At 63.9% G+C, this 23,871-nt stretch carries 24 protein-coding genes; 9 read left to right on the forward strand and 15 right to left on the reverse strand.

The genetic code is table 11. The features are described 5' to 3' along the window. Window positions 1-44: 44 nt before the first annotated feature. The 3 genes from CPI83_RS18215 to CPI83_RS18225 are packed head-to-tail and all read left to right on the forward strand — an operon-like array spanning window position 45 to window position 2,938. Entirely contained in the window at window positions 45-830 is a 786-nt protein-coding gene (locus tag CPI83_RS18215) for an alpha/beta hydrolase (protein WP_085989608.1), read from the forward strand. A 10-nt stretch (window positions 831-840) separates the two neighbouring features. Further along, window positions 841-1,137, forward strand: coding sequence for an MGMT family protein (locus tag CPI83_RS18220; protein WP_019747820.1), 297 nt, complete (start codon window positions 841-843; stop codon window positions 1,135-1,137). Window positions 1,138-1,186: 49 nt separating this feature from the next. Beyond that, the gene (locus CPI83_RS18225; protein WP_097388208.1) at window positions 1,187-2,938 is read left to right on the forward strand and encodes an NTP transferase domain-containing protein; all 1,752 of its coding nucleotides are present in this window, start codon (window positions 1,187-1,189) and stop codon (window positions 2,936-2,938) included. A gap of 5 nt (window positions 2,939-2,943) precedes the next feature. Here CPI83_RS18225 and CPI83_RS18230 read toward each other — a convergent pair whose 3' ends face one another. Continuing rightward, complete coding sequence (locus CPI83_RS18230; protein ID WP_019747818.1) at window positions 2,944-3,297, reverse strand: hypothetical protein; 354 nt, start codon at window positions 3,295-3,297, stop codon at window positions 2,944-2,946. Beyond that, window positions 3,294-3,872 (reverse strand): hypothetical protein, encoded by a 579-nt coding sequence (locus CPI83_RS18235; RefSeq protein WP_097387529.1) that lies wholly within the window; start codon window positions 3,870-3,872, stop codon window positions 3,294-3,296. The genes CPI83_RS18230 and CPI83_RS18235 overlap by 4 nt, the downstream gene beginning before the upstream one ends. An 89-nt stretch (window positions 3,873-3,961) precedes the next feature. Between CPI83_RS18235 and CPI83_RS18240 the strand changes: the two genes are divergently transcribed. Further along, window positions 3,962-4,729, forward strand: coding sequence for a hypothetical protein (locus tag CPI83_RS18240; protein ID WP_003942311.1), 768 nt, complete (start codon window positions 3,962-3,964; stop codon window positions 4,727-4,729). A gap of 35 nt (window positions 4,730-4,764) precedes the next feature. Here the strand turns inward: CPI83_RS18240 and CPI83_RS18245 are convergent, their stop codons facing one another. From CPI83_RS18245 to CPI83_RS18275, 7 genes are all read right to left on the reverse strand, one after another. Then, window positions 4,765-5,412: a maleylpyruvate isomerase family mycothiol-dependent enzyme gene (locus tag CPI83_RS18245; protein WP_020969235.1), complete on the reverse strand. Its 648-nt coding sequence runs from the start codon at window positions 5,410-5,412 to the stop codon at window positions 4,765-4,767. Then, window positions 5,357-6,106 (reverse strand): sirohydrochlorin chelatase, encoded by a 750-nt coding sequence (locus CPI83_RS18250; protein ID WP_020969234.1) that lies wholly within the window; start codon window positions 6,104-6,106, stop codon window positions 5,357-5,359. Before CPI83_RS18250 ends, CPI83_RS18245 begins: the two co-directional genes overlap by 56 nt. Beyond that, window positions 6,093-7,253, reverse strand: a complete 1,161-nt coding sequence (locus CPI83_RS18255) for a uroporphyrinogen-III synthase (protein ID WP_019747814.1) — start codon at window positions 7,251-7,253, stop codon at window positions 6,093-6,095. The genes CPI83_RS18250 and CPI83_RS18255 overlap by 14 nt, the downstream gene beginning before the upstream one ends. After that, on the reverse strand, window positions 7,250-7,663 hold the full coding sequence (nirD, locus tag CPI83_RS18260) for a nitrite reductase small subunit NirD (protein WP_019747813.1): 414 nt from the start codon (window positions 7,661-7,663) through the stop codon (window positions 7,250-7,252). The genes CPI83_RS18255 and nirD overlap by 4 nt, the downstream gene beginning before the upstream one ends. A 90-nt stretch (window positions 7,664-7,753) precedes the next feature. Beyond that, entirely contained in the window at window positions 7,754-10,255 is a 2,502-nt protein-coding gene (gene nirB / locus CPI83_RS18265; protein WP_097387530.1) for a nitrite reductase large subunit NirB, read from the reverse strand. A gap of 49 nt (window positions 10,256-10,304) precedes the next feature. Next, entirely contained in the window at window positions 10,305-11,705 is a 1,401-nt protein-coding gene (locus CPI83_RS18270) for a nitrate/nitrite transporter (RefSeq protein ID WP_097388209.1), read from the reverse strand. Between the two features lie 113 nt (window positions 11,706-11,818). Beyond that, the gene (locus CPI83_RS18275) at window positions 11,819-13,081 is read right to left on the reverse strand and encodes an MFS transporter (protein ID WP_070796175.1); all 1,263 of its coding nucleotides are present in this window, start codon (window positions 13,079-13,081) and stop codon (window positions 11,819-11,821) included. A 93-nt stretch (window positions 13,082-13,174) separates the two neighbouring features. On the opposite strand from CPI83_RS18275, the gene CPI83_RS18280 reads away from it, so the two are divergent. Then, window positions 13,175-13,855 carry a FadR/GntR family transcriptional regulator gene (locus tag CPI83_RS18280; protein ID WP_020907120.1) on the forward strand — a complete coding sequence of 227 codons (681 nt, stop codon included), beginning with the start codon at window positions 13,175-13,177 and terminating at the stop codon, window positions 13,853-13,855. Here the strand turns inward: CPI83_RS18280 and CPI83_RS18285 are convergent. The 3 genes from CPI83_RS18285 to CPI83_RS18295 are packed head-to-tail and all read right to left on the reverse strand — an operon-like array spanning window position 13,852 to window position 16,988. Beyond that, complete coding sequence (locus CPI83_RS18285; RefSeq protein ID WP_007731227.1) at window positions 13,852-14,706, reverse strand: TIGR02569 family protein; 855 nt, start codon at window positions 14,704-14,706, stop codon at window positions 13,852-13,854. The genes CPI83_RS18280 and CPI83_RS18285 overlap by 4 nt on opposite strands. Window positions 14,707-14,751: 45 nt before the next feature. Beyond that, a complete protein-coding gene (gene moeZ, locus CPI83_RS18290) occupies window positions 14,752-15,939 on the reverse strand; it encodes an adenylyltransferase/sulfurtransferase MoeZ (RefSeq protein WP_019747808.1) in 1,188 nt (395 codons plus the stop codon). 47 nt (window positions 15,940-15,986) lie between these two features. Beyond that, window positions 15,987-16,988 carry a DUF3152 domain-containing protein gene (locus tag CPI83_RS18295; RefSeq protein ID WP_019747807.1) on the reverse strand — a complete coding sequence of 334 codons (1,002 nt, stop codon included), beginning with the start codon at window positions 16,986-16,988 and terminating at the stop codon, window positions 15,987-15,989. Window positions 16,989-17,362: 374 nt separating this feature from the next. Here CPI83_RS18295 and CPI83_RS18300 point away from each other — a divergent pair, with 374 nt between their 5' ends. Then, window positions 17,363-18,034: a TetR/AcrR family transcriptional regulator gene (locus CPI83_RS18300; protein ID WP_003942309.1), complete on the forward strand. Its 672-nt coding sequence runs from the start codon at window positions 17,363-17,365 to the stop codon at window positions 18,032-18,034. Window positions 18,035-18,103: 69 nt separating this feature from the next. Here CPI83_RS18300 and CPI83_RS18305 read toward each other — a convergent pair whose 3' ends face one another. Together CPI83_RS18305 and CPI83_RS18310 are read right to left on the reverse strand one after the other, a co-directional pair. Continuing rightward, window positions 18,104-18,334 carry a DUF3107 domain-containing protein gene (locus tag CPI83_RS18305; RefSeq protein ID WP_003942312.1) on the reverse strand — a complete coding sequence of 77 codons (231 nt, stop codon included), beginning with the start codon at window positions 18,332-18,334 and terminating at the stop codon, window positions 18,104-18,106. A gap of 107 nt (window positions 18,335-18,441) precedes the next feature. After that, a complete protein-coding gene (locus CPI83_RS18310) occupies window positions 18,442-19,137 on the reverse strand; it encodes a ferritin-like fold-containing protein (RefSeq protein ID WP_029255047.1) in 696 nt (231 codons plus the stop codon). Between the two features lie 400 nt (window positions 19,138-19,537). Between CPI83_RS18310 and CPI83_RS18315 the strand changes: the two genes are divergently transcribed. Together CPI83_RS18315 and CPI83_RS18320 are read left to right on the forward strand one after the other, a co-directional pair. After that, window positions 19,538-21,142 (forward strand): DEAD/DEAH box helicase, encoded by a 1,605-nt coding sequence (locus CPI83_RS18315; protein ID WP_029537929.1) that lies wholly within the window; start codon window positions 19,538-19,540, stop codon window positions 21,140-21,142. A gap of 9 nt (window positions 21,143-21,151) precedes the next feature. Beyond that, window positions 21,152-22,354 (forward strand): PQQ-binding-like beta-propeller repeat protein, encoded by a 1,203-nt coding sequence (locus tag CPI83_RS18320; protein ID WP_198586310.1) that lies wholly within the window; start codon window positions 21,152-21,154, stop codon window positions 22,352-22,354. A 15-nt stretch (window positions 22,355-22,369) separates the two neighbouring features. Here the strand turns inward: CPI83_RS18320 and CPI83_RS18325 are convergent, their stop codons facing one another. After that, window positions 22,370-23,167, reverse strand: a complete 798-nt coding sequence (locus CPI83_RS18325) for an AAA family ATPase (RefSeq protein ID WP_003940948.1) — start codon at window positions 23,165-23,167, stop codon at window positions 22,370-22,372. A gap of 71 nt (window positions 23,168-23,238) precedes the next feature. Here CPI83_RS18325 and CPI83_RS18330 point away from each other — a divergent pair, with 71 nt between their 5' ends. After that, window positions 23,239-23,862 carry an acid phosphatase gene (locus CPI83_RS18330; protein WP_019747801.1) on the forward strand — a complete coding sequence of 208 codons (624 nt, stop codon included), beginning with the start codon at window positions 23,239-23,241 and terminating at the stop codon, window positions 23,860-23,862. Window positions 23,863-23,871 lie beyond the last annotated feature (9 nt).

Raw genomic sequence — 23,871 nt, forward strand, 5'->3', positions numbered from 1 at the left:
ACCAGAGCGCACCGACAACTCACACATCGCCTGCATCCGGCATGATTGACCTCGTGTCTGCACTCCATACGTATCTCTACGGACCCGTCGGGGCGCCGGAGATCCTTTCGCTGCACGGTCTGACCGGTCACGGCCGCCGTTGGCAGTCGATGGCCGAGAACCAACTGCCCCAAGCGCGCTGGATCTCGCCCGATCTGCGCGGTCACGGGCGCTCGACCTGGGCTCCCCCGTGGAACATCGAATCCCACGTGGAGAGCCTGCTCGAGACACTGGACGAACATGCAAACGGACCGGTGGTGATCGTCGCGCATTCGTTCGGCGGAATGCTGGCGCTTCACCTCGCGGCCACCGCGCCGGAACGCGTTCGTGGGCTCGTTCTGCTCGATCCAGCGATCGGCTTGGATCCGACTTTCATGCAGGAAGTGGCCGAACTCACAATCGGCTCACCGGATTACACCGATGCGGCCGAGGCGTACTCCGAGAAGATTCACGGCTCGTGGGGTGAGGTTCCCACCCAGGACCTCGACGTCGAGATGGCCGAGCACCTGATTCAACTGGGCAACGGGCGCGTCAACTGGCGCCTGTCCACGCCCGCAATCGTGACCGGGTGGGGCGAACTCGCTCGCCCGATCGTGCTGCCACCGCCTTCGATGCCGACCGTGCTGGTTCAAGCAATGAAAGTCCAGCCTCCGTACGTCACCGACGAGTTCCGGGCAGCGCTCACCGAGCACCTCGGTGAAAATCTGACCAGCGTCGAATTCGACTGTGACCACATGGTCCCGCACGTGCGGGCCGACGAAGTCGCCGCCCTCGTTCGCAGCGTGCTCTGAAGGAACCGACATGGCAGCCACCACCGAAGAGCAGATCGAAGAGGTACGGCGACTCATCGCGTCGATTCCGGCCGGTTTCGTGGCGACGTACGGCGATATCGCTGATGCTGCAGGACTTTCCAGTGCTCGCACGGTCGGTTGGATCATGCGGACGGACTCTGCCGACCTGCCGTGGCATCGGGTTCTCGGCGCCTCCGGCAAACCGTCGGCGCACCTGGCTCATCGTCAGATCGCCAAGCTCGAACTCGAAGGGGTACCGATCAAGGAGGGTCGGATCGACCTGAAGAAGGCACGGTTTCACTTCTGATCCCGTGTCACCGGTCGTCCTCACCCCGGCGATGGGGCAGCATGGAGGCATGACCACCACGCCGCCGACCGCCGCCGTCATTCTGGCGGGTGGTCGCGGGACCAGAATGGGTGGTGTCGACAAACCTGGCCTTCTCGTACACGGTCGCAGGCTCCTCGACATCGCGCTTTCAGCAACGTCGCATCTCGACGCCGTCGTCGTGGTCGGCCCGCATCGACCTGAACTTGATCCTGGAATCACCCAAACTCAGGAATCTCCGGCCGGAGCCGGCCCTGTCGCGGCGATCTGGGCCGGGTTGTCTGCGACCCGGTTACCCGATAACGCCGTGGTGGTGGTGCTGGCGTCCGACCTGCCGCACATCGAGGCCGAATCAGTCGACGCCTTGATCGCTGCCACGTCGACGGACAATCCGGTGACGTGTGCCGTGGACGAGAACAACCGAACCCAATTCCTGTTCTCCGCATGGACATTTCGCGAACTCCGGCAACGCCTGTCCACATTGCGGGAGAGTTCGGGGCTGGAGAACCAACCTATGAAAGCGATTGTCACCCAGCCGTTCTCGACGCTGAGTGTCGCTGGTACGACCGACTGCGACACACCGGAAGACATCGATCGCGCGCGAAGCCATCCGCGGCTGACGGTCGATCAAGCCCGCGCCGCCGTCAGGAACTCGCTGACAGCATTGCCGCCGCACCGTGCCGATCTCGCCGACAGCCTCGGAGCAACGCTCGCGCAGCCTCTGGTCGCCCTGGGTGATCTTCCCAGGTCAGACGTTTCGGCGATGGACGGGTACGCGGTCTCCGGCGAGGGCCCCTGGCGAATCCGCACCGAGATCCGCATCGCGGGCGCCGACGGACAACTCGAACTCGGCGAAGGTGAAGCGATTCGCATTGCCACGGGAGCACACCTGCCCCTCGGCGCCACCTCGGTAATTCGTGACGAGTATCTGTCCGTCGACGAGCCATCTCGGATGGTACGGAGACTGCCGGATTCGCCGCACCGCAACGACGCTCGACCACGAGGGGAAGATTGGACCACCGGATTCACGATCGCCCCGACAGGTACCGCGGTGACTCCGGCGGTGATCTCCGCAGCTGCCAGCGGTGAAGTGTTCGACGCCCTCGTCCGTGGTCCGGTACGGGCACGCCTGATAGTCACCGGCGACGAGATCCGGCGGACCGGTCCACTGCGTGAAGGTCAGACTCGCGACTCCGTCGGCGGGATTCTCCCCTACCTACTGGAAAGCAACGGCGTACAGTGCGTGGCGAATTCGCACCTGCGAGACACTGCGGACAGTTTCGAGCGGGTGCTCGCAGACGGAGTCGACCAGGAAGCCGATCTACTCGTCGTCATCGGTGCGACGGGAGGCGGCGCTGCCGACGAAATGCGCAGTGCGCTCGATCGACTCGGCGCTCGCACGATTGTCGGGCGAGTCGCCTCGCGCCCCGGCGGATCTCAGATAACGGCCGTCCTGCCCAGTGGTCTGGTGGTTCTCGGCCTCCCCGGCAATCCGTATGCCGCCGTGACCACCCTGTTGACGATGCTGCCCACCGTCGTGGCCGCCTTGACCGGAAGCGACACGCCGCCGCCACTACTCGGCATCATCGAGAACGCCGCTGCGGTGAGTTCCGATGCGGTACGCCTGTTGCCGGTGACACAATCCGAAGACGGTCGCTGGCGCGCCGATCCGTCTGTACGTACCGCACACCTTGCGGGGCTGATCGAACGCTCGGCGTTTGCACTCGTACCGGCACACTCCGACGACGGCGCCGTCGCCGAATTGGTCGTCCTCCCACGCTGATCGGGTCAGCGGTTTCGGCGCCTGCGCCGGCCGACGTCCGCCAGCACGATCACGCCGACCACGATCGCGAGCACCAGCGAATACACGCCCCAAAGCACCAAGAACGGCAGCAGCCAGCCGGCATCAACGGTCTGACCGCGCGGTCCGACGCAGTACAGCGTGAAATTGGTGGACGTACCGTCGCCGTCGGTAAAGGAATCCGAGACGACCATCGCGCTCGATGTCGGTTCTTCACAGAAGATCGGCGCCAAGTGCGCGACCTGGCCGGGCCAGATCACCGAAGACAGCAGTGCGGCAAAGATTCCCACGACCACGATCACCGCTACCGAGATCAGTAACGGAGCGATTCGGCGGCTCACAGCGGCTGCACCAGAAAGGGAGTTCCGTCAGGCTCGAAGACCACAAGTACTCGCGAGCGTGGGGATTCCACCATCACGGAGGCGTGTATCGACTCGGTGCGACTGACCGAGATCCCGGAGACTTCGCCGTCGTCGACTCCGCTGCTCGCCAGCGCGTCGTCGACCAACTTCTCGACATTCGCCAATGCCGGCACTTGATCCAGCGTGAACGATCGCGCATCGAGATCGTCGGTAACACTGACTTGCACGGGGATGGGCTCGCCGAGAATGACGCCGTCGAAAGAGAATCTGTCGAGCTGTGACGGCTTCCCGGGGTCACGAACGGTGGCGCCGAGCGTCTCGATCGGGCTGATGTCGATGCTGGTCACCGATATCGCGTCGACGCCGTATCTATGTGCGAGGCTGTCGAACCCGCCTCGCACCAACTCCGACGTCATCCCACCGCCACGTTCGCGCATCTGGTTGTCGAAATCCATCCGATCGACGGCACCGATGCATCCGCTCAGACCCGTGGCCGTCAAGGCGATGGCTACCGTCCACAGCGCCGGCCGCACCTGCGAGGACGCCAATTTCATGAGCGGAGCGTACCGCGAGTGTCCGGTTCCATCTCGGTGACCTGCGCGTCGGACGAATTCCTGTCGGCGACTCGTGGGATCATCGCGCCATGAATCGTGTCGACGAAGGATTCGAACCGCCGGACGCATTGGTCGAGTGGTGCCGCTCCCGCACCTTTCCACTGCACGTCCTCGACGACGAAGCGACCGTCGACCTGGATTGGTGGAACGCGCACCTGAAGGACGCCGGCCACACCATCAGCCTGCGCGGGCGTGACCTCGACGGCAAAGTGATCACCGAAGGCCGAGCCATCGTTCAACGCAACGACCTTCGCCCGTCGAGCGACCTCGTTGTCGCCCAGCACGACGGCCTCGGACTGCTCTTTCTCTGCGCGGCCTGGCAGGGCTCGCACGAAAGCAGACGATTCACGCGGCGGTTCCCCAACGTCTTCAATCCGCATCACCGCGAAGACGAGGATCCGCTGACCCAGATCACAGCCATTCTCGATCACTGTTCGAAAAACAAGTCGATGCCGGTCGTGCGACGCGACACCTGGTCCGGGTGGCCACTCACCCCCGGCGTGGGGGTATCACTCATGGCCGCTTTCATGTGGGCGGTGGGCGTACAGGACGAAGGCCGACGCGCTCAGATGATCGATCAGTACGGCGTCTCGACACTCATCCACGAGGGCTGGCTCGAGGATCCTTCCGTCACGGGCTTCACGACGCGTCGCTACCGCCGGTACTGCGAACTGCTCGACAGTTGGGCCTATGCCGCCGGCACCCAACCCGAGATCGTCGAGATGTGGTTGGTGAAACGGTGGAGTGCGCGGTTGGCCCAAGCACGCAACGACGTCAGCGCCCCCACCCTGTTCTAACTCTCAAAACGGCTGCATCTCAGAAAGGCCGTGTCTCAGAAAGGCCAGGCAGGGAGGGTAGGCAGCCCCACCCTCGTCGGCCTCCCGACCAACCAGGCCAAGGTCTCCGCATCCGACAGCGAAGGAACACGTACACCCGGGACCGCTGTCTCCAGTGCGCCCAACTGATGGGCGAGAGTGAATTCCACGAACTCGGCAGGCCAGTCGTGGCAGGTGTAGCCGATGTCGAGGTCCATCAGGTGAATCTCGATCTCGTTCCAGCGCAGAATCGGCAGATCGAATGCCGTCACAGGTTTGCGCCACGGCACCGGCGTGTCCAGTCGATCTGCCTGGATCTCGCACAACGCGTCGACCAGTCTCGTTCCCGAGAAGCGGTAGTCGAGAGCCAACAATTCAGCCGGGCGATCTGCACCTTCCTCGATTGCAGCATTGCGCGCGTCCGGTCCCCCGGGATACATCTCCCCCGATTCGCCGCCCTGCACTCCGGCAACAAATCTGCCCAGCGCGTCGGCGTTGCGCGACATGTGCGTCACGACGTGTCCCCGGCTCCACCCGGGGAGCCCGGAGGGCTCCCGCGCCTGCTCTTCGGTCAGTCCGCCGATGAGAGCCTGTGCCTTGACGTCGGATTCACGAACTGCGGCGACCAGGTCGGCATACGTCGGCGTTACGGAGTGAGACGTCATGCAGCGATACTAGTTCCCTTCGCGCACTCTCATACCGATTCACGACAAGGTCCACCACTCCCGGATCGACGCCGAGCGGTTCGGTCACACCATCGGCTCCTGCAGCGTGCAATCTTTCGTGAAACAGTCCGTGTGCGAGGAGGTACGAGGCAACGAACACTCGCTTCGCGCCGCGAACGCGTGCTGCTGCAACGACATCGGCTACCTTCGGTTCCCCGGTCGCGATGTATCCGATGTCCACCCGGACCCCCGCCGCTTCGGCGAGCATCAGCGCAGCACGCTCGACGTCTCGCAGCGCCCGCGCATCGGAGGACCCGGCAGCAGCAAGCACTATCGCGTCGCCTGGATTCCACCCCGCTTCGGTCAAGCGTCGGAGCAGCACGCGCGCAAGCGCCGGATCGGGTCCGAGTGCGGGCGTCACAGTCACAGCCGAGTGCTCACTGATCGCCACTTCGCGTCGAACGTCGGTGTGAACGTGGTAGCCGGACGCCAGGAAGGCCGGTACGAGAATCGCTCGCCCCGGAGTGTCCCGGAGGACTTCAGAAGGTGACGGACCGAGCACGTCGACAAAGGCAACGCGCGTGCGTCCGACGCGCGTGCAGACGGCTTCGGCAAGGGCGGCAACCATTTCCACGCCACGTGGGCTACGCGTGCCGTGAGCTACCAGTACGAGTACATCGTCATCGCGTTGCATAGTCACCTGGATTCTGTACGTAGTCGCCGGGGTCGAGGGCAAGTCGATAGCCCCGCTTGACCACGGTCTGAACGGCTTTGGGCGCACCGAGGCACGCGCGCAATCGGGCGACGGCGGTCTCGACGGCATGGGTGTCGCCGCCGCCTCCGGGAAGAGATGCCAGAAGTTCGTCGCGGGAGACGACTCGGCCGGGGCTGGCACCGAGAGTGCGGATCAACGACATCGCAGCCGGCGGCAATTGCTTCACTTCACCGTCCACGACGACGCAACCGCCGCGGATGCTGATTTCGTGTTCGCCGGCTTGAATCTTGTTGGCTCGCTGCGGGAGTTCGTCGACGATGTGTCGCGCGAGCGCCCCGAGACGTGCCCGCGCCGGGGCTGTGGTCGGTACATTCAAGGCTTCGAGCGGCGCCGAGGTGACCGGGCCGACGCACATTGCCGCCACCGGACCCCGCATCGCGTCGAGAATGTCGCCGAGATCCCCGGTCTTGTCGGCGCGCATCAACATCGACGCGACGGCCGGTGCACTGGTGAAGCTGACGGCGTCGATTCCGGCTGAAGCGATGGCGTCGATCATCCGGTCGAGCAGCGTCGGATCCTCCGGCGGTTCCCATCGATAGACAGGGACCGCGATGACCTCGGCGCCCGCGTCGCGCAGCACCTGACAGAAATCGGGAATCGGCTCCCATTCGGTAGTGGCGCCGTGCAGTTGAACGGCGATTCGTTTTCCCGAGACACCTTCTGCAAGAAGATGTTCGAGCACTTCGGCGGAAGACTCGGATGCCGGAGACCATTCTTCACGAAGGTCGGCCGCGCGGATTGCCCCTTTGGCCTTGGGTCCGCGCGCGAGCAGACGAGCCGAGCCCAACGCGGATCCGAGATTTTCCGCCTCACCCCACCCGTCGGCTGCTTCCAGCCAACCCCGGAATCCGATCCCGGTCGTGGCGACAACCACCTCGGGAGGATCCGAGATGATCTGCTGTGTCACCCTTTCGAGCTCGCGGTCGTCGGCGAGAGGGATGATCCGAATCGCCGGAGCGTGAACGACGTCCGCTCCCCGACGAGTCAGCAACGTCGCGAATTCCTCGGCGCGGCGCGAAGCGGTGATACCTACCGTGAATCCAGCCAACGGCATGTCGTCACTCACGAGACTGCATCGGCGACAGTCGAGCGAACGCCCTGCATCTGAAGGCTGTGTACCTGAACGACGCCTGCCCACACGCGAACTCCGTATACCGGCAGCGCGACCGCGGAGTCGTCCAGCGCTCGGCCGTCGACCAGCGAGAACGCCTGCTTGAGCAGCGGCGAGACCACGATCGGTTCACCGTCCCGGTCGCCGACGAGTCCGCGTGACATCACCGCGGCGCGGCCGTACGGATCGAAGTTGCTGACAGCCCGCAGTGTGCCGTCCTCTAGCAGGAACAGCGCCACCTGCTCGCCGCCGCGAAGAAGCACGGCGACCCCGCGTCCAGGGATCAGATGGCTCAGCGGGCAGGCCGACGTCCATTCGAGTCGATCCGAATCCAGCTTGGCGATCTGCGCATCGATGACACTCATCGAAGTCCTCCTGTCGATCCGGCGACAACGTCGCGCGGGTTCTTGTCTACGTTTCTACGGACCCCGTGTTTCCCACGGGTTACGCGACTATTACCGGCGCGTAGGGATGCTCGGCATACCCATCAGGACTGGAACCTTGCGCACTCCGGTCTCGTCGAACACAACCGTCGGGTCGGCTTCTTCCGGTGCGTTGACGAACGAGACAAACCTCGACAACTTCTCCGGATCACCCAGCACACCAGCCCATTCGTCCTGGTAGCCCTCGACGTGCTTGGCCATCAGAGCCTCGAGTTCTTCGCCGATTCCCAGGCTGTCTTCACAAATAACGGCCTTGAGGTGATCGAGTCCGCCTTCGAGTGATTCGACCCACGGCGCCGTGCGCTGGAGGCGATCGGCGGTGCGGATGTAGAACATGAGGTAGCGGTCGATGTACTTGACCAAGGTTGCGTCGTCGAGGCCTCCGGCAAGCAGCTGAGCGTGTTTGGGCGACTGTCCGCCGTTGCCGCCCACATACAGATTCCAACCGTTCTCCGTCGCGATGACGCCGACGTCCTTGCCACGCGCTTCGGCGCATTCACGAGCACATCCCGAGACGCCGAACTTGATCTTGTGCGGCGAACGCAGGCCGCGGTAGCGGTTCTCGAGGTCGACGGCCATTCCCACCGAGTCCTGAACGCCGTAGCGGCACCAGCTCGAACCGACGCAGCTCTTGACCGTCCGCAGGGACTTGCCGTACGCCTGACCCGATTCCATCCCGGCGTCGACGAGACGCTTCCAGATCGCGGGCAACTGTTCGACACGAGCCCCGAACAAGTCGATGCGCTGACCGCCGGTCACCTTCGTGTACAAGCCGAAGTCACGCGCCACCTCACCGATGACGATGAGCTGCTCACCCGTGACCTCGCCGCCAGGCATACGAGGTACCACGGAGTACGTACCGTTCTTCTGGATGTTCGCGAGGAAGTGATCGTTGGTGTCCTGCAACGACGCCTGCTGGCGGTGCAGGATGTGATCGGAGTCCGTCGATGCCAGAATCGAAGCGACTACGGGCTTGCAGATATCGCAACCGGCGCCCTTGCCGTACTTGGCGATCAGCGCCGAGAAGGTTCTGGTCTGCGTCGACTGGACGATCTGGAACAACTCGGCCCGCGATTGCGCAAAATGCTCGCACAGTGCCTTCGACATCACGACGCCGGAATCGGCCAGCAGCTGCTTCACAGTGGGAAGGCAACCGCCACAGGTGGTTCCGGCGCTGGTGCACGCCTTCACCGAAGCAATGTCGCATGCGCCGGCCGCGATTGCGCCGCAGATGGCTCCCTTGGTCACCGCGTTGCACGAGCACACCTCGGCATCGTCGGGCAGCGAGCCTGCACCCGGCTTCTCCCCCGCAGGCGAGATCAATGTCGCCGGGTCACCGGGTAGTTCGCGACCGACCAGCGGGCGCAGTGACGCGTAGGCCGATGCGTCACCGACAAGAATGCCGCCGAGCAGGATCTTCGCATCATCGGAGACCACGAGCTTCGCGTACGTCCCCTTGGACGCGTCGCTGAGGACAACTTCGAGAGCTCCCGGTGAGGTCGCCATCGCGTCACCGAAACTGGCGACGTCGACGCCCATGAGCTTGAGCTTGGTGGACATGTCGGCGCCCGGGAAATCCGCGGCGCCGCCGAGCAGACGATCGGCCACGATCTCGGCCGTCGTGTAGCCGGGAGCAACCAGACCGTAGCAACGGCCTTCCACCGCAGCACATTCTCCGACGGCATAGATGTTCTCGTCCGAAGTCACGCAGCCGAGGTCGGTCAGGATGCCGCCGCGCTCCCCCACTGCGATGCCGGCGTCGCGGGCCAGCTGATCTCGCGGACGAACTCCGGCGGAGAAGACGAGCAGCGACGCGTCGATGGTGGAGCCGTCGGAGAGTTCGACCATGATTCCGTTGTCGGCCTGCGAGATTCCCGCCGTCCCGACTCCGGTGTGAACGGTGAGACCGAGTTCGGTGACGAGGCGAGCGAGTAGTGCGCCGCCGCCCTCGTCGACCTGCATCGGCATCAATCGCGCATTGTGTTCGACGACGTGTGCCGTCATTCCCATGAGCGCGAGAGCATTTGCCGCCTCGAGTCCGAGAAGACCGCCGCCCACCACGACGCCGACAGCGCCAGGACCCGCCTTCTCGGCGGCGGCCCGGATACCGTCGAGGTCGTCGAGGGTGCGGTAGACAAAACATCCGTCGCCGTCGTGCCCCGGTACGGGAGGCACGAACGGATACGAACCGGTCGCCATCACCAGAGCGTCGTAGGAGATCGTCTCGCCGGTTGTCGTCGTGACCGTGCGTGCATCTTTGTCGATCGAGAGCGCGCCTTCCCCCACTCGGAGATCGACCAGGCCGTCACCGACGTAATCGTTACCGGCCAGTGCCAATTCCTTGGGGTCCCACGCTCCGACGTACGAGGACAGCCCGACTCGGTCGTACGCTGCGTACTGCTCGTCGCAGAGTACGGTCACCGACCAGTTGTTCGCTTCGTCGCGCGAACGCAGTGCCTCGACGAATCGGTGTCCGACCATTCCGTGTCCGATGACAACAACCGACTTGCTCATGACGCCTACTTCCTGAGGTACGAGATAGTTCTGAGATTCTGCGGACCGCTCACGCCGTGACTGCGACCTTCGCCTCGTCGACGTCTGTGGTCAGCGTCGACGGCTTGCGCAGGAAGACGAACCAGGTGACTGCGATGCAGGCGATGTAGAAGGCCAGGAACACCCAGAAGGCCATGGTCGCCGACTTCGCGGGGCTGCTGTACGACGCGCGCAGCACCAGGTTGATGCCTACGCCGCCCAAACCGCCTACCGCACCGGCAAATCCGATGAGAGCACCGGAGATACTGCGCGACCACGTTGCCTTCTCGCTTCGATCCATGTGATCGAAGCTCTGAGCCTTCGCCTCGAAGATCGCCGGGATCATCTTGTAAACGGATCCGTTTCCGATGCCGGAGAGCAGGAACAGGGCGATGAATCCGAGAACGAATGTCACCATGATTCCGGCGCTGGCGACGCCCGCGGTGTTGTCGTCCATCGTTCCGGCCGTCACGAGAATCGATGCAGCGAATGCCATGGCGACAAACGTCCACATGGTGATCTTGCCGCCGCCGATCCGGTCGGCCAGCTTGCCGCCGAGGGGGCGAGCGATCGAACCGAGGAGAGGACCGATGAAGGCGATCTGGGCTGCATGCAGCGCGGCCGCGGCCGGAGTGGCACCGCCGGCGAGGAAGTTGATCTGCAGAACCTGACCGAAGGCGAAGCTGAATCCGATGAAGGAACCGAACGTACCGATGTACAGGAAGCTGATCACCCACGACTCGGAGAACTTGAGTGCCTTGGCCATCGAGCGCAGGTCCGACTTCTGGTTGCCCAGGTTGTCCATGAACAGCGCGGCACCGACGGCAGCAGCGGCAATGAACACGAGATAGACAGCGCACACGATCCACGGAGCACGGTTACCGACGGTGGCGATCACCAGCAGACCGATCAGCTGGATCATCGGCACACCGATGTTGCCGCCGCCGGCATTGAGACCGAGCGCCCACCCCTTGAGGCGTTGCGGGTAGAAGGCATTGATGTTGGTCATCGACGACGCGAAGTTGCCGCCGCCGATACCTGCAGTGGCCGCTACCAACATGAACGTGGTGTACGACGCACCCGGATTCATCATCAGGTAGAGCGTGAGAAGTGTTGGTACGAAGAGGAACAGCGCACTCATGACGGTCCAGTTGCGACCACCGAACCGTGCGGTGGCAACCGTGTATGGAATGCGGAGGACCGACCCGACAAGTGTGGGCACTGCGACGAGGAAGAACTTTCCGGCCGCGTCGATGCCGTAGATATCCGTCGGCATGAACAACACCATCACGGACCAGATCGACCAGATCGAGAAGCCGACGTGTTCGGCTACCACTGACCAGATCAGGTTCCGCTTCGCGATGTCCTTGCCGCCGGATTCCCAGGCGCCGACGTCCTCTGCATCCCAATGCTCGATGTAATGACTCACCAGGGCCTCCTGAATATGTTGGAGACCCAAAGGTAGAAAACGGTTATTGCGCCGGTGCTGCGTGCGATGACCGCGAAGTCAATTGATCCTCACCCGGTAACAAGACCGGGTGTGAGCTAGTTTTTCGCAGGTGCGTGCCAGGAATCCTCGAGCATCCGAGGCTTGCATGCCTGGTAGGCGCCCAGGAGCACCACGATCACAGCGACGACGAGCAGGCCGAACGGCGCAGCGTATCCACCGGACACGTCGTGGAAAACGCCGAACAGGAGCGGACCGAGGCAGGCAACGGAGTAGCCGATGCCCTGGGTGAAGCCGGACAGTGCCGAGGAACCGATGTGCGAACGAGTACGCAGGTTGATCAGCGTGAGCGACATCGGGAACGTGCTCGGACCGAGGCCCAGGACGACAACCCACACGACCGGCGCCGCCATCGGGGCAAAGTACAGCCCGCCCATGCCAACCAGGTAGCAGACGGCACACGCGATCACGACAGGAAAGGGATTGGCCATGCGGGCGCACAGGGTCGGCGCACCGAACGCTGCGACGAGCCCGATCACCGAGAACATTCCGACCATCGTTCCGCCGAAGGCATCACTGGCTCCGGCGTCACGAAGGATCGAGGGAATCCACGTGAACATCGAATACGTGATCAGTGAGGTCATGCCGAACATGCCGGCCATCCCCCAGGCCACGGGAGAACGCCAGACCTGACCGCGTGGCTGTTCTGCCACTGCCGCAACCGAATCCGATGCATTCTCGACGGACCCGGCTGCGTTCGCGCGAGCCTTGCGCGAACGAGCGAGGGTGATCAACCACGGCACTGCTGCGGCGAAGCCGAAGGCGGACCACCAGCCGATCGAGAACCGCCACCCGAAGGCGTCGGCGACCGGGACTGCGACGAACGCCGGAACGATGGTGCCGATCTGCACGGCCACGATGTAGACCGAACTCATGGTGGCGAGGCGATCCGAGAAGTACCGCTTGACCAACGGCGGGATCACGACATTGCCGATTCCCATGCCTGCCAGTGCCAAAGCCGAGAGGGCCAGCAACGACCATGTCTGAGACATCATGGCGCGCAACAGCATTCCGACGCCGGCCATGAGCATCGCAACGAGGGCCGTTCGCTCGAGCCCGATACGTTTCGCGATGGCGGGAGTGATGAGACCGAAGATGGCGAACATTGCGGTCGGAACCATGCCGAAGACACCGACGATCGAGGCGGAGAAGCCGATCTCGTCGCGAATCTCGGCCGCCAAGGGCGAGAACGAGGTCACCGCAAGTCGAAGTACGAGCGCAGACATCGCAATCGCAGCGAAGACGAGCACACGGCCTTGTATCAACGAGCGGGTTTCGGTTCTCTCCAGTTGAGCAGTCACCGGCAAATCATAGGATGACCGGACGAACTCGCACAAGCGCGGTAATCTAACGTCACATTCACACCACTTACCCGGACCCGAGGAAACAACCACGTGCAACCCGTTCGACGCGCAAGTCTCATCTCGCAGGTCACCGAACAACTCCGCAACGAGATCCGGAGCGGGACCTGGCCGATCGGTTCCAAAATCCCCACCGAACCGGAACTGTCGGAGCTGACCGGGACCGGTCGCAATACCGTGCGCGAGGCGGTCCAGGCGCTTGTTCACGCCGGAATGCTGGAACGTCGTCAGGGATCGGGTACCTACGTCGTTGCTGTCTCCGACCTCGGTGGCACTCTCGGCAACTACTTTGCCGGTGCCCACCAACGGGACGTACTCGAACTTCGGCGCGCACTCGACATCACCGCGGCCACCCTCGCCGCCGCACGGCGAACCGAAGACGACATCGCCGAACTGACGCGACTACTCGAGCTTCGCACCGCGTCATGGGAGGGTCAGGACATCGACGCTGCCACCACCGCTGACGTCGCCCTGCACCGAGCAATCGTCGCGGCCAGCCACAACGAGGTCTACCTGGAGTTCTACGACTCCCTGCTCCCGGTCATCGAGACCACGATCCAACAGCACATCGATGCAACCGGCGAAGGATTCCACTCGCAGCACGCGAACCTCGTCAACGCTGTCGTCGACGGGAACACCGTGGCCGCCTCGAACGCCGCACGCGAGCTGTTCGAGGGCCTGGTCTCGGACTTCGGTACCGGCGCCCCGATCTAGAGCAGCAAGCGCACGATGTCGGAAGTACGGGCCAACCCCGGGAACGCGTCCGCCGTCGAGCGGGGATGCAGAACATGAACTGCCAAGCGGAACATCACCGCACGTAGAAGCATCTGCGGCCACTCGGGAAGGTCTTCCCACCGGCCGACCAGTGCCTCGTCGGCACCGCCCCACGAGATCGCGTCGACCACAGCGACGGCAGCGGCCCACGCAGCCGGTCGCCAATACGGCGTGATGTCGGTGATTCCGGGGGCCATACTGCCCGAGAACAGCACCGTCCCGAACAGATCGCCGTGCACGAGCTGGTCCGGGCTCTGCACCGGCTTCCGCAAAGTAGCGAGCCCGGCAATCAGTTCCAGACTTTTGCGACCGTCAGGAGTGGGCGTCTCGAGTTGCTCGACGCCCTTCGCGATCCTCAGCGGAACCGTTTCCCATGCCGCGCGATCAGCGGCGACGAATACGTCGACCTCGGCCCACGGCGGCACCGGCGGTTGTGCAAGGAAGCGCGGGCGCTCGAGCGAGGCCGTCGCCGCATGCAGTCGGCAGGACATCGAGACCACTTCGTCGTGACGTGGTTCCGGCGATCCGACGATGAATGTGTCGGCGCGCCAGCCCGAGACGACGTAACGACCGTCAGTCGAACGCACCGGTCGAGCCAGCCGAACGCCGTCGACTTCGAGGTTCTCTCGCACCTTCGCCGACCACGCTGCGCGGGCATGATCCGCGACTGCTGAAAGGACGACGTCTCCACACAGCCACCCGCCGTCCCAATCCGCACCGAGTGGGATGGGATCGACTTCACGGAGGCCGAAGGTGGAGCACACGTGCTGGGGAGGTTGGCCTGTGCTCACACCCCAACGCTACCGGTGCGCGGCGCCGCCTCCCGCGAGGCGCGCCTAGTAGACCGGCAGACTCGCATCCACCTGGTTCGCCCAGGCGATCGCGCCGCCTTGAACATGAACTGCGTCGGAGAAACCGGCGTTCTTGAGAAAGGCCAGTGCCTCGGCCGAACGAATGCCGGTTTTGCAGTACAGAACTATCTGCTTGTTCTGCGGCAACGTCGCCAGAGCTTCACCGGAAAGGATGCGGTCCTTCGGGATCAGCACCGCCCCCGGCAGATGCATGATGTCCCATTCAACCGGTTCTCGTACGTCTACCAGCTCGATCGATCGTCCCTCGCCGATCATGGCCTCCAGCTCCGGCGCCGTGATCGTAGAACCGACAGCAGCAGCGCTCGCCTCTTCGGACACGACGCCGCAGAACGCGTCGTAGTCGATCAAGGCGGTGACCGGCACGCGGGTCGGATCACGCTGAAGGCGGATCGTCCGGAACGTCATCGCAAGAGCGTCGTAGATCATCAGGCGCCCGAGAAGCGGTTCGCCGATCCCCGTGATGAGCTTGACCGCCTCGGTCGCCATGATCGAACCGACGGTCGCAGGCAGGACTCCGAGAACACCGCCCTCGGCGCACGAGGGGACCATGCCGGGCGGCGGCGCCTCCGGGTAAAGATCGCGATAATTCAGTCCCGCGCCGTCCGGGGCGTCTTCCCAGAAGACCGAGACCTGCCCTTCGAAGCGGTAGATCGAGCCCCACACGTACGGCTTTCCGGCGATGACGGCGGCATCGTTGACGAGGTACCGCGTCGCGAAGTTGTCCGTACCGTCCAGGATCAGGTCGTACTCCGAGAACAGTTCGACGGCGTTGGAGTTGTCCAGGCGGAATTCGTGCAACCGGACGTCGACGTGCTCGTTGATCTCGAGAATCGACTCCTTCGCGCTGACCGCCTTCGGGCGTCCGACGTCGGAGCGTCCGTGAATCACCTGACGCTGCAGGTTCGACATGTCGACCTCGTCGAACTCGACGATCCCGATGGTGCCCACTCCTGCGGCCGCGAGATAGAGCAGTGCAGGCGAACCCAATCCACCGGCGCCGATGAACAGGACTCGCGCATTCTTGAGCCGCTTCTGGCCGGTCATGCCCACGTTCGGGATGATCAGGTGCCGGCTGTATCTGGCAACTTCCTCCCGGCTCAACTCGGCTGCCGGCTCCACCAGTGGTGGCAATACGACGGGTGTTGCAGACACCGCGAAACACTCCTAGTTCAAGACGAGATCAGGGATTCTCGATCCGGTCACGCTCGGGGGTACGGCCACGGATTGAAGCGGCACGTGAGTCCGTTCATCGGAACGACGCCCTCGGGATCAAGCCTAGCGATGTCGTTGTTCGCGGTTCCGAAGGTCTGCTGCATCATGATCGGTGCGAGTCCACCTTCGGTCTCGCACGGCTGATGGGCGGCGTATCCGATGGCATGGCCGACCTCGTGATTGATCTGATACTGCCGATACGAACCAATGTCACCCTGGAACGAAATGGCGCCTCGCACCCATCGCGGTTCATTGAGCAGGACTCGGTCCATGCTCGGGTTGTAGCAGGATCCTTCGAGTTCGATCTCGTATCCGCAGCCTTCACGGATAGTCATCTGCGAGGTCAAGGAGATCCGGAAGTCCGGCTCGCCCGCGTCGACGCGCCGGAACGCGACCTTGGGATCATTGGTCCAACTCTTCGGATTTGCCAGCGTCTGATCGACCATGCGTCCGTACGATTCGTCACCGCCGAAACCGGTCGTGTCGACGCCGTCCTCGATCTCGACCGTGTACGTGAACTCGCGTTCGGTTCCCTGTCCGACCTTGCCCGTCGTACCCGGTACGACGTGCCACGTTCCGCCGCCCGCGACGGTGAACGGGCCACCGTCGGGGAGCGCGCCGGACGGTATCGACGACGCAAAGGTTCCGTCTCCGGCCGGCGGCGCACCGATGACGTCGGTTCCGTCGGTGCTGTGGGCGAGGTCGGCAGTGGCCGACGTCTTGCTCGCGGTGTCTGTGGCGTCCGGACGTACTGCGTCGACGATCACAAGGATGGTGAGCACCACGAGAACCGGAATCGCGTAGGCCCGCCAACCGTATGTCGAGACGAAGCGCCCGAGCTTGCTCTGCTTTCGCGCTGCCCGGTCCGGCCGCGGATTACGCGGGGTTCGGCCCACTTCTCGTTTGGTCGGATCCCACTGGGCACGCAAGGGCTGATGGGAGGAAATGCCGCGATAGTCGCGTTCGCCGTAGGCACGATCATCCGGCACCTCTGGCCGACGTTCGTCGCGGGGCGCTCCAGTTCCGCTACGCATTCGACGTTCCTCACGTTCAGGGTTCTGCGTAGTTCGTCCACGCATGCGCGGTCCCCCTGGGTCAGTCACGTCGTCCAGAATCTCACACACGGCAAGTCGCTCGCCCGGGCTGACCGAAACATGCTGGTCCTGGCGTGTCATGGCAACCCGTCCTGTAACGAGAAAGACCGCTGGTCTCGCTCACCGAGGCACGCGCGACTCGCCCGGGCGACACACGGTATCGTTCATTCGGCTACGACCGGTGTGACGGAGGATACTGGCGGGTACGCACACGCGACTCGCGGATCCGCGCGCCGACCGAATTTACTTTTGCTCAGATTGGAAGCGACATGACAGAACTCGCGGATCGGACAGACTCCGATCGCGGTACAACGGCTGGCAAGCCTGCCGGAACACGTCGCAGCACCCGACTCCCCCGCGATGCGCGCCGCCTCCAGCTCCTCGCAGCTGCAAGTGAGGTATTCGTCGCGAACGGGTACCACTCGGCCGGCATGGACGAGATCGCCGAGTGTGCCGGTGTCAGCAAGCCAGTCCTGTACCAACACTTTCCAGGCAAGCTCGAACTGTATGTCGCAGTCCTGCAGAGTTATGTCGACAGCCTCATCTCGGGTGTACGCCAGGCCCTGCGATCGACGACGGACAACAAACAGCGTGTCCGCGCCGCAGTCCAGGCTTTCTTCGACTTCGTCGACAACGACTCGCAGGGCTTCCGCCTGGTGTTCGAGTCCGACATCATGGGCGAACCTCAGGTCCAGACACGCGTCGAACAAGCCACCGAAGCCTGCGTCGACGCCGTGTTCGACCTGGTCAGTCAGGATTCCGGACTCGATCCGTACCGCGCGCGCATTCTTGCGGTCGGTCTGGTCGGTGCCAGCCAGTTCACGGCGCGGTACTGGCTCGAAGCCGCGCGGCCGATCCCCAAGGAAGAGGCCGTGGAAATCACCGTGACACTGGCGTGGGGCGGTCTCTCACACGTGCCGCTGCAGGCCGAAACCAAGTAACCGGAACCCGAACGAGAATGGGCGGGCAGTCTCACGACTGCCCGCCCATTCTGCTGTTACAGCTACGCGTCAGACGGTAGGCGCGAATCCGACCTTGCGGATATCGGACGGACCGATCTCCACGTACGCCACACGAGAAGCCTGCACCAGGAACTTGCGGCCCTTGTCGTCGACGAGAGCCAGAACCGGCTCGCGGCCACCGAGGACAGCCGCGACCAGTGTCTCGACCTCGTCAGGGGTCTGTTCGCTGTTGACGATGAGCTCACGCGGGCTGTCGATTACACCGATCTTGACCTCCACGGTCAACCTCCGAACTGTTCGTGAATTACATCCGTTGTCGACGCAAGGCTAATGCAGCAGCGACCGCCCACGCTCCTCTGCACGCTGTGCCCAGAGCGAACAGGCACCTAGACGAGTCCGAGAATCGCCATCCGCTCGGCGTGCTTTGCCTGCATACCGTCGAACAACGCGACAACTCCGTTGAGGTCACCCGAGGCCGAGATCACCAGATCCGTGAGGTCCTCACGCTGCGCCAGCACGAACTGCGCCTGCGTGATTGCTTCACCCAGAAGACGGCGTCCCCACAACATCAGCCGGTCCTTGGCGCGGGTGCTGGCCTCCACTGCTGCCTTCACCTCGAGCACCACGAACTCCGAGTGGCCCGTCTGGGACAGCACGTCCTCGACGATCTCGGCGACATCCGCCGGGAGGGAGTGCCCGATCTCGCGGTAGAAATCGGCAGCGATTCCGTCGCCGACGTACGCCTTCACGAGCGATTCCAGCCACGTCGACGGTGTCGTCGACGCGTGATAGTTGTCGAGAGCACGAACGAACGGGTCCATGACGGCAAAGATCTCGTGGCCGCGTTCCGTCAGCGCCGTTTCCAGAGTCTCGAAGTGGTCCATCTCGGCGGCGGCCATGCTGGCGAACGCCACCTTGCCTCGCAGGTCCGGTGCCATTTGTGCGTCCTCCGCCAACCGGTAGAACGCCGAAATCTCGCCGTAGGCGAGAACGGCAAACAAATCGATCACGCCGGGGTGATCGGAAGCGACTCGGCCTCCGGTTCCAGCGTCCGTCGAAGCATCAAGATCGTGTGCGCCCATGACTACGAACTGTAGTGCTTCGACGGCCGACGCGACCGCCAAGGACCGCATGTCCGATTCGGTGATCTTCGACATGTCATCGCGAGGGGCGGACAACGTGCAGCTACAATGGTCTTGGGAGTTCGCCAGTTCCCCCGGCTCTTATGATTAGCCGGGACGGCTGCTTTAGATCAGCCGACACGACTGTGCTCACGCGGACCCCACCGATAATGTGCGCGCACCTGCATCGACGGTTGTTGCCCGCTTCGCCGAGATCTCCGGACGGTTCGAATTCGTCCGAGTGGAATTCAGTGCTGAGGCGTAGGCATGACCGAAGAAAAAGAGGGCATCGACATCGGCCGATTTACGGCCTGGCCCCTTACCTTGTGCGTGCGTACCGCCACGAGGAAAGGCTAGTCCCCTGAGCAAGATCACTGTCGACCACGAAGACGAAGCAACCGAGAACACCGTTTCCGTCCAGCTCGACGACACCCATGTACCCCCGAGCTTCGCCGAACTCGGTGTACGCGACGAAATCGTCCGCGCACTGAACGAGATCGGTATCGAGCGCACCTTCGCCATCCAGGAACTCACCCTTCCGTTGGCTCTCGCCGGTGACGACCTCATCGGTCAGGCCCGCACCGGAATGGGCAAGACCTTCGGTTTCGGCGTCCCGCTCCTGCATCGCATCGTCACCGCCGAGAACGGCACGGCTGTCCTCGACGGCACGCCACGCGCTCTGATCATCGTTCCCACCCGCGAGCTGTGCATCCAGGTCGCTCGCGACCTCGAGAACGCCAGCAAGTACCTCCGAGTCGGCGACCGCGGTCTCCAGGTTCTGCCCATCTACGGCGGTCGGCCGTACGAGGCGCAGATCTCGGCACTGCAGAAGGGCGTCGACGTTGTCGTCGGCACCCCGGGTCGCCTGCTCGACCTCGCCAACCAGTCGCACCTGATCCTGGGCAAGGTGGGCGTTCTCGTCCTCGACGAGGCCGACGAAATGCTCGACCTCGGATTCCTCCCCGACATCGAACGCCTCATGGGCATGGTCCCCGACAAGCGTCAGACGATGCTCTTCTCCGCCACGATGCCCGGCCCGATCATCACCCTGGCGCGCACCTTCCTGACGCAGCCGACGCACATCCGCGCCGAGGAAGCCGAATCCTCCGCAGTGCACGACCGCACGAGCCAGCACATCTACCGTGCGCACGCTCTCGACAAGGCCGAGATGGTCGCCCGCGTTCTGCAGGCCGAAGGCCGCGGCGCGACGATGATCTTCACCCGCACCAAGCGCACAGCCCAGAAAGTCGCCGACGATCTCGCCGAGCGCGGTTTCTCCGTCGGTGCCGTCCACGGTGACCTCGGACAGATTGCCCGCGAGAAGGCCCTGAAGGGCTTCCGCAACGGCAAGGTCGACGTGCTGGTCGCCACCGACGTCGCCGCACGCGGCATCGACATCGACGATGTCACCCACGTCATCAACTACCAGTGCCCCGAGGACGAGAAGACCTACGTCCACCGCATCGGTCGTACCGGCCGCGCCGGACGCACCGGCATCGCTGTCACGCTGGTCGACTGGGACGACATTCCTCGCTGGCAGCTCATCGACAAGGCACTGAGCCTCGGAATCCCCGATCCGGTCGAGACGTACTCGAGCTCGCCGCACCTCTACGAAGAGCTGTCGATTCCGGCCGATGCCAAGGGCACTGTTCGCAAGGCCAAGCCCGCCCCTGAGAAGGCTGCAACCGACAAGGCGGCAACGGACAAAGCAGACGCGCCGAAGACGGCTGACGCCGACGGCAACGAAGAGAAGGCCGCGCCTCGTCGCAACCGGACTCGCCGCCGTACCCGCGCCGGTGCTTCGACCGACGCCGCGACGTCCACCACCGCCGGCGCCACCACAGCTCCCCCTTCGGCACCGGCTGCAACCGCTACCGAGAACTCGGACGAAGACGGAGCGGCCAAGCCGCGTCGCCGTCGGCGTCGTCGCCCCGCGGCTTCCGCGACGGCAGGCGCCGCAGAGTAAGCTGCCGATGTGCTGGCTCCCGAAAGGCGTACTCGCTCAGATGTGATCGGTGCGCTGGCAATCGCGCTGGCAGTAATCGTGGCGGTGACCGTGGTGTGGTTGCGCAGTGATGCGCGCGGAACCACCTCGGTCACCGCCGAATCTCCACTCCCACCTCTGTCGACGTCGGTGTTGTTACCCGACGTCCTGCAGCAGACGTGGGAATCTCCCAGTGCCGACTCGACGGCACCCATCACCGTCGGAAATGCCGTCGTCACCGCCGACGGTTCCGACGTGATCGGCCGCGACCCGGCAACAGGCGAAGAAGTATGGCGATACGCGCGCAACATTCCCCTGTGCGGTGCGATCGGTTCGTGGGATCGCGTCGTCAGCGTCTATCAGGACAATCGCGGTTGCTCTCAGGTCACGTCACTGGTCGCCGACACCGGCGCCCGAAAGGACCAGCGCAACAGCGACGCCGATTCCGCGGTCACCTTGTCGGCGGACGGCACCTATCTGATCTCACGCGGCAGTGAGCGAATGGAACTGTGGCGCTCGGACCTCGTCCGAACTCTCGAGTACGGCAGGGTCGACGCGAAGGTCAATCCGAACAAGCAACCCCGCACCGGATGCACGCTGCTCGACGCTGCGTCGAGCGCCAACCGAGTCTCGGTACTCGAGCGCTGCCCGGGTGAAGCCTCCAACAGGTTGACGGTGATGAACCCCGCACCGAAGGACGCCCAGGAACCCGAAGAGTACGGATCCTCGATTCTCCTCGACTCCGAAGGCGCCCGCCTGCTTGCCGTGGCCGGCGAGAAGACGGCCGTCTACCTCCCTGCCGCCAACGGAACCGCTTCTCGCATCACCATTTTCGACGGAACCGGCAATCCGATCGTCGACTATCCGATCGAGGGAGCGGTGACCGAAGGGGCCCGCACCCACGCCGACAAAGCTTCGATCACCTGGTGGACCGGCTCGCAGACCGTCAACCTCCGCCTGAGCGATCTGGCTCCGACGTGGATAGTCAACGGAACGTCCGGGCCCGGAAGCATGGTCGCCGGTCAGATGCTCATCCCCGTTCCGGGCGGCATTGCAGCCGTCAGCCCGTCGGACGGAGCGGTGCAGCGCATGATCGCAGTCGACCGCGGTGAGACGACGACGCCGATCGTGCTCGCCAGTGCGGGCGAGACGATTCTGGAACAGCGCGGCGATACCTTGTTCGCGCTGCGCTAGAAGCTCTCGCCTTCCTCAGAGCGCCAGTTCCGGCGCGAAAGTCACGACTTCATTTCCAGCCCAATGCTTTACGAGATTGTCGGCGAGTTCTCGATAGGCATCCGCGCCCTTGTTCTTTCGCCCGGCAAGGACCGTCGCGCCGGAAGCAGAGGCCTCGGCGAACTTGACGGTCCGTGGAATCGGCGGCGCCAGAACGGCGAGGGAGTAGCGGTCACTGACGTCAGCGAGTACGTCGCGACTGTGCGTGGTTCGAGCGTCGTACAGAGTCGGAAGTGCGCCGAGCAGAACAAGATCCGGGTTGGTGATCGCTTGGACTTCACGAACCGTACGCAGCAGCTGTCCGACGCCGCGGTGTGCGAGGGTTTCGCATTGCAGTGGAACCAGAACCGACTGCGCCGCAGTCAATCCGTTGAGTGTGAGCACACCCAACGACGGTGGGCAGTCGATGATGATGACGTCGTAAGAACCCAGGAGCGGAGACAGCGCCCGCTTGAGCGCGAACTCTCGACCGGGTCGCATCAGGAGCAGCGCTTCGGCGCCCGCGAGATCGATGGTGGCCGGCAGGAGATCCATACCGTCGTCCGTTTTCAGCACGGCGTCGACCGCGTCGAGATCACCCGCCAGGACCTCGTTGACCGAACGCTCGAGGCGATCGGGGTTGTGTCCGAGCGAGAACGTCAGGCAGCCCTGCGGGTCGAGATCCACCACCAGAACTCGTTGTCCGAGCGCGGACAAAGCCGCACCGAGAGAAGCGACGGTAGTGGTTTTAGCCACGCCGCCCTTTTGATTCGCCACTGCGAGAACCGTCGTCACACGTAGATCCTTGCGCACTTCGCGCCAGGAGGCGAGCTACACACGCGAGGCAGCCTGCAATGATGGTCGACATGACCTCCCAGTCCGCCCCCTCGTCGATCCCCCTCGGTGCTCGCGTCGTACTCATGCGCCACGGTGAAACCGAGTGGGCACGCACCGGGAAACACACGGGCCGGACCGAGGTTCCGCTGACTCCGCTCGGCGAGATGCAGGCAACCGCGACCGGAAATCGCTTGCGAACCCTCGACCTCCGGAACCCCATGATTCTGACGAGTCCGCGGCTGCGCGCACAGTTGACGGGTGATCTCGCCGGCCTGCCGGAAGAGCGAACCTGGGATGCACTTTCCGAATGGGACTACGGCGACTACGAAGGCCTCACGACGCCCGAGATCCGCGCAACGGTGCCCGATTGGACCGTCTGGACACACCCGTGCCCCGGCGGCGAGCAGACCGATCAGATCCATGCCCGCACCGACATGGTGCTGTCGATGGTGCGTTCGCAGCTACCCGAGCGGGACGTGATCCTGATCGGGCACGGCCACTTCTCACGCGCGCTCATCGCCCGCTGGCTCGAGCTCCCGGTCACCGAAGGAAAGCGTTTCGCGTTGTTCCCGGGCGCTTACACGGTTCTCGGTTACGAGCACGGCGCCAGCCACCTCGTCCATCACAACGTGCCGCCGCTAGTGGAGGCTTGAGGCTTAAGA

This window comes from Rhodococcus sp. H-CA8f, assembly GCF_002501585.1.
GTDB lineage: Bacteria > Actinomycetota > Actinomycetes > Mycobacteriales > Mycobacteriaceae > Rhodococcus_F > Rhodococcus_F erythropolis.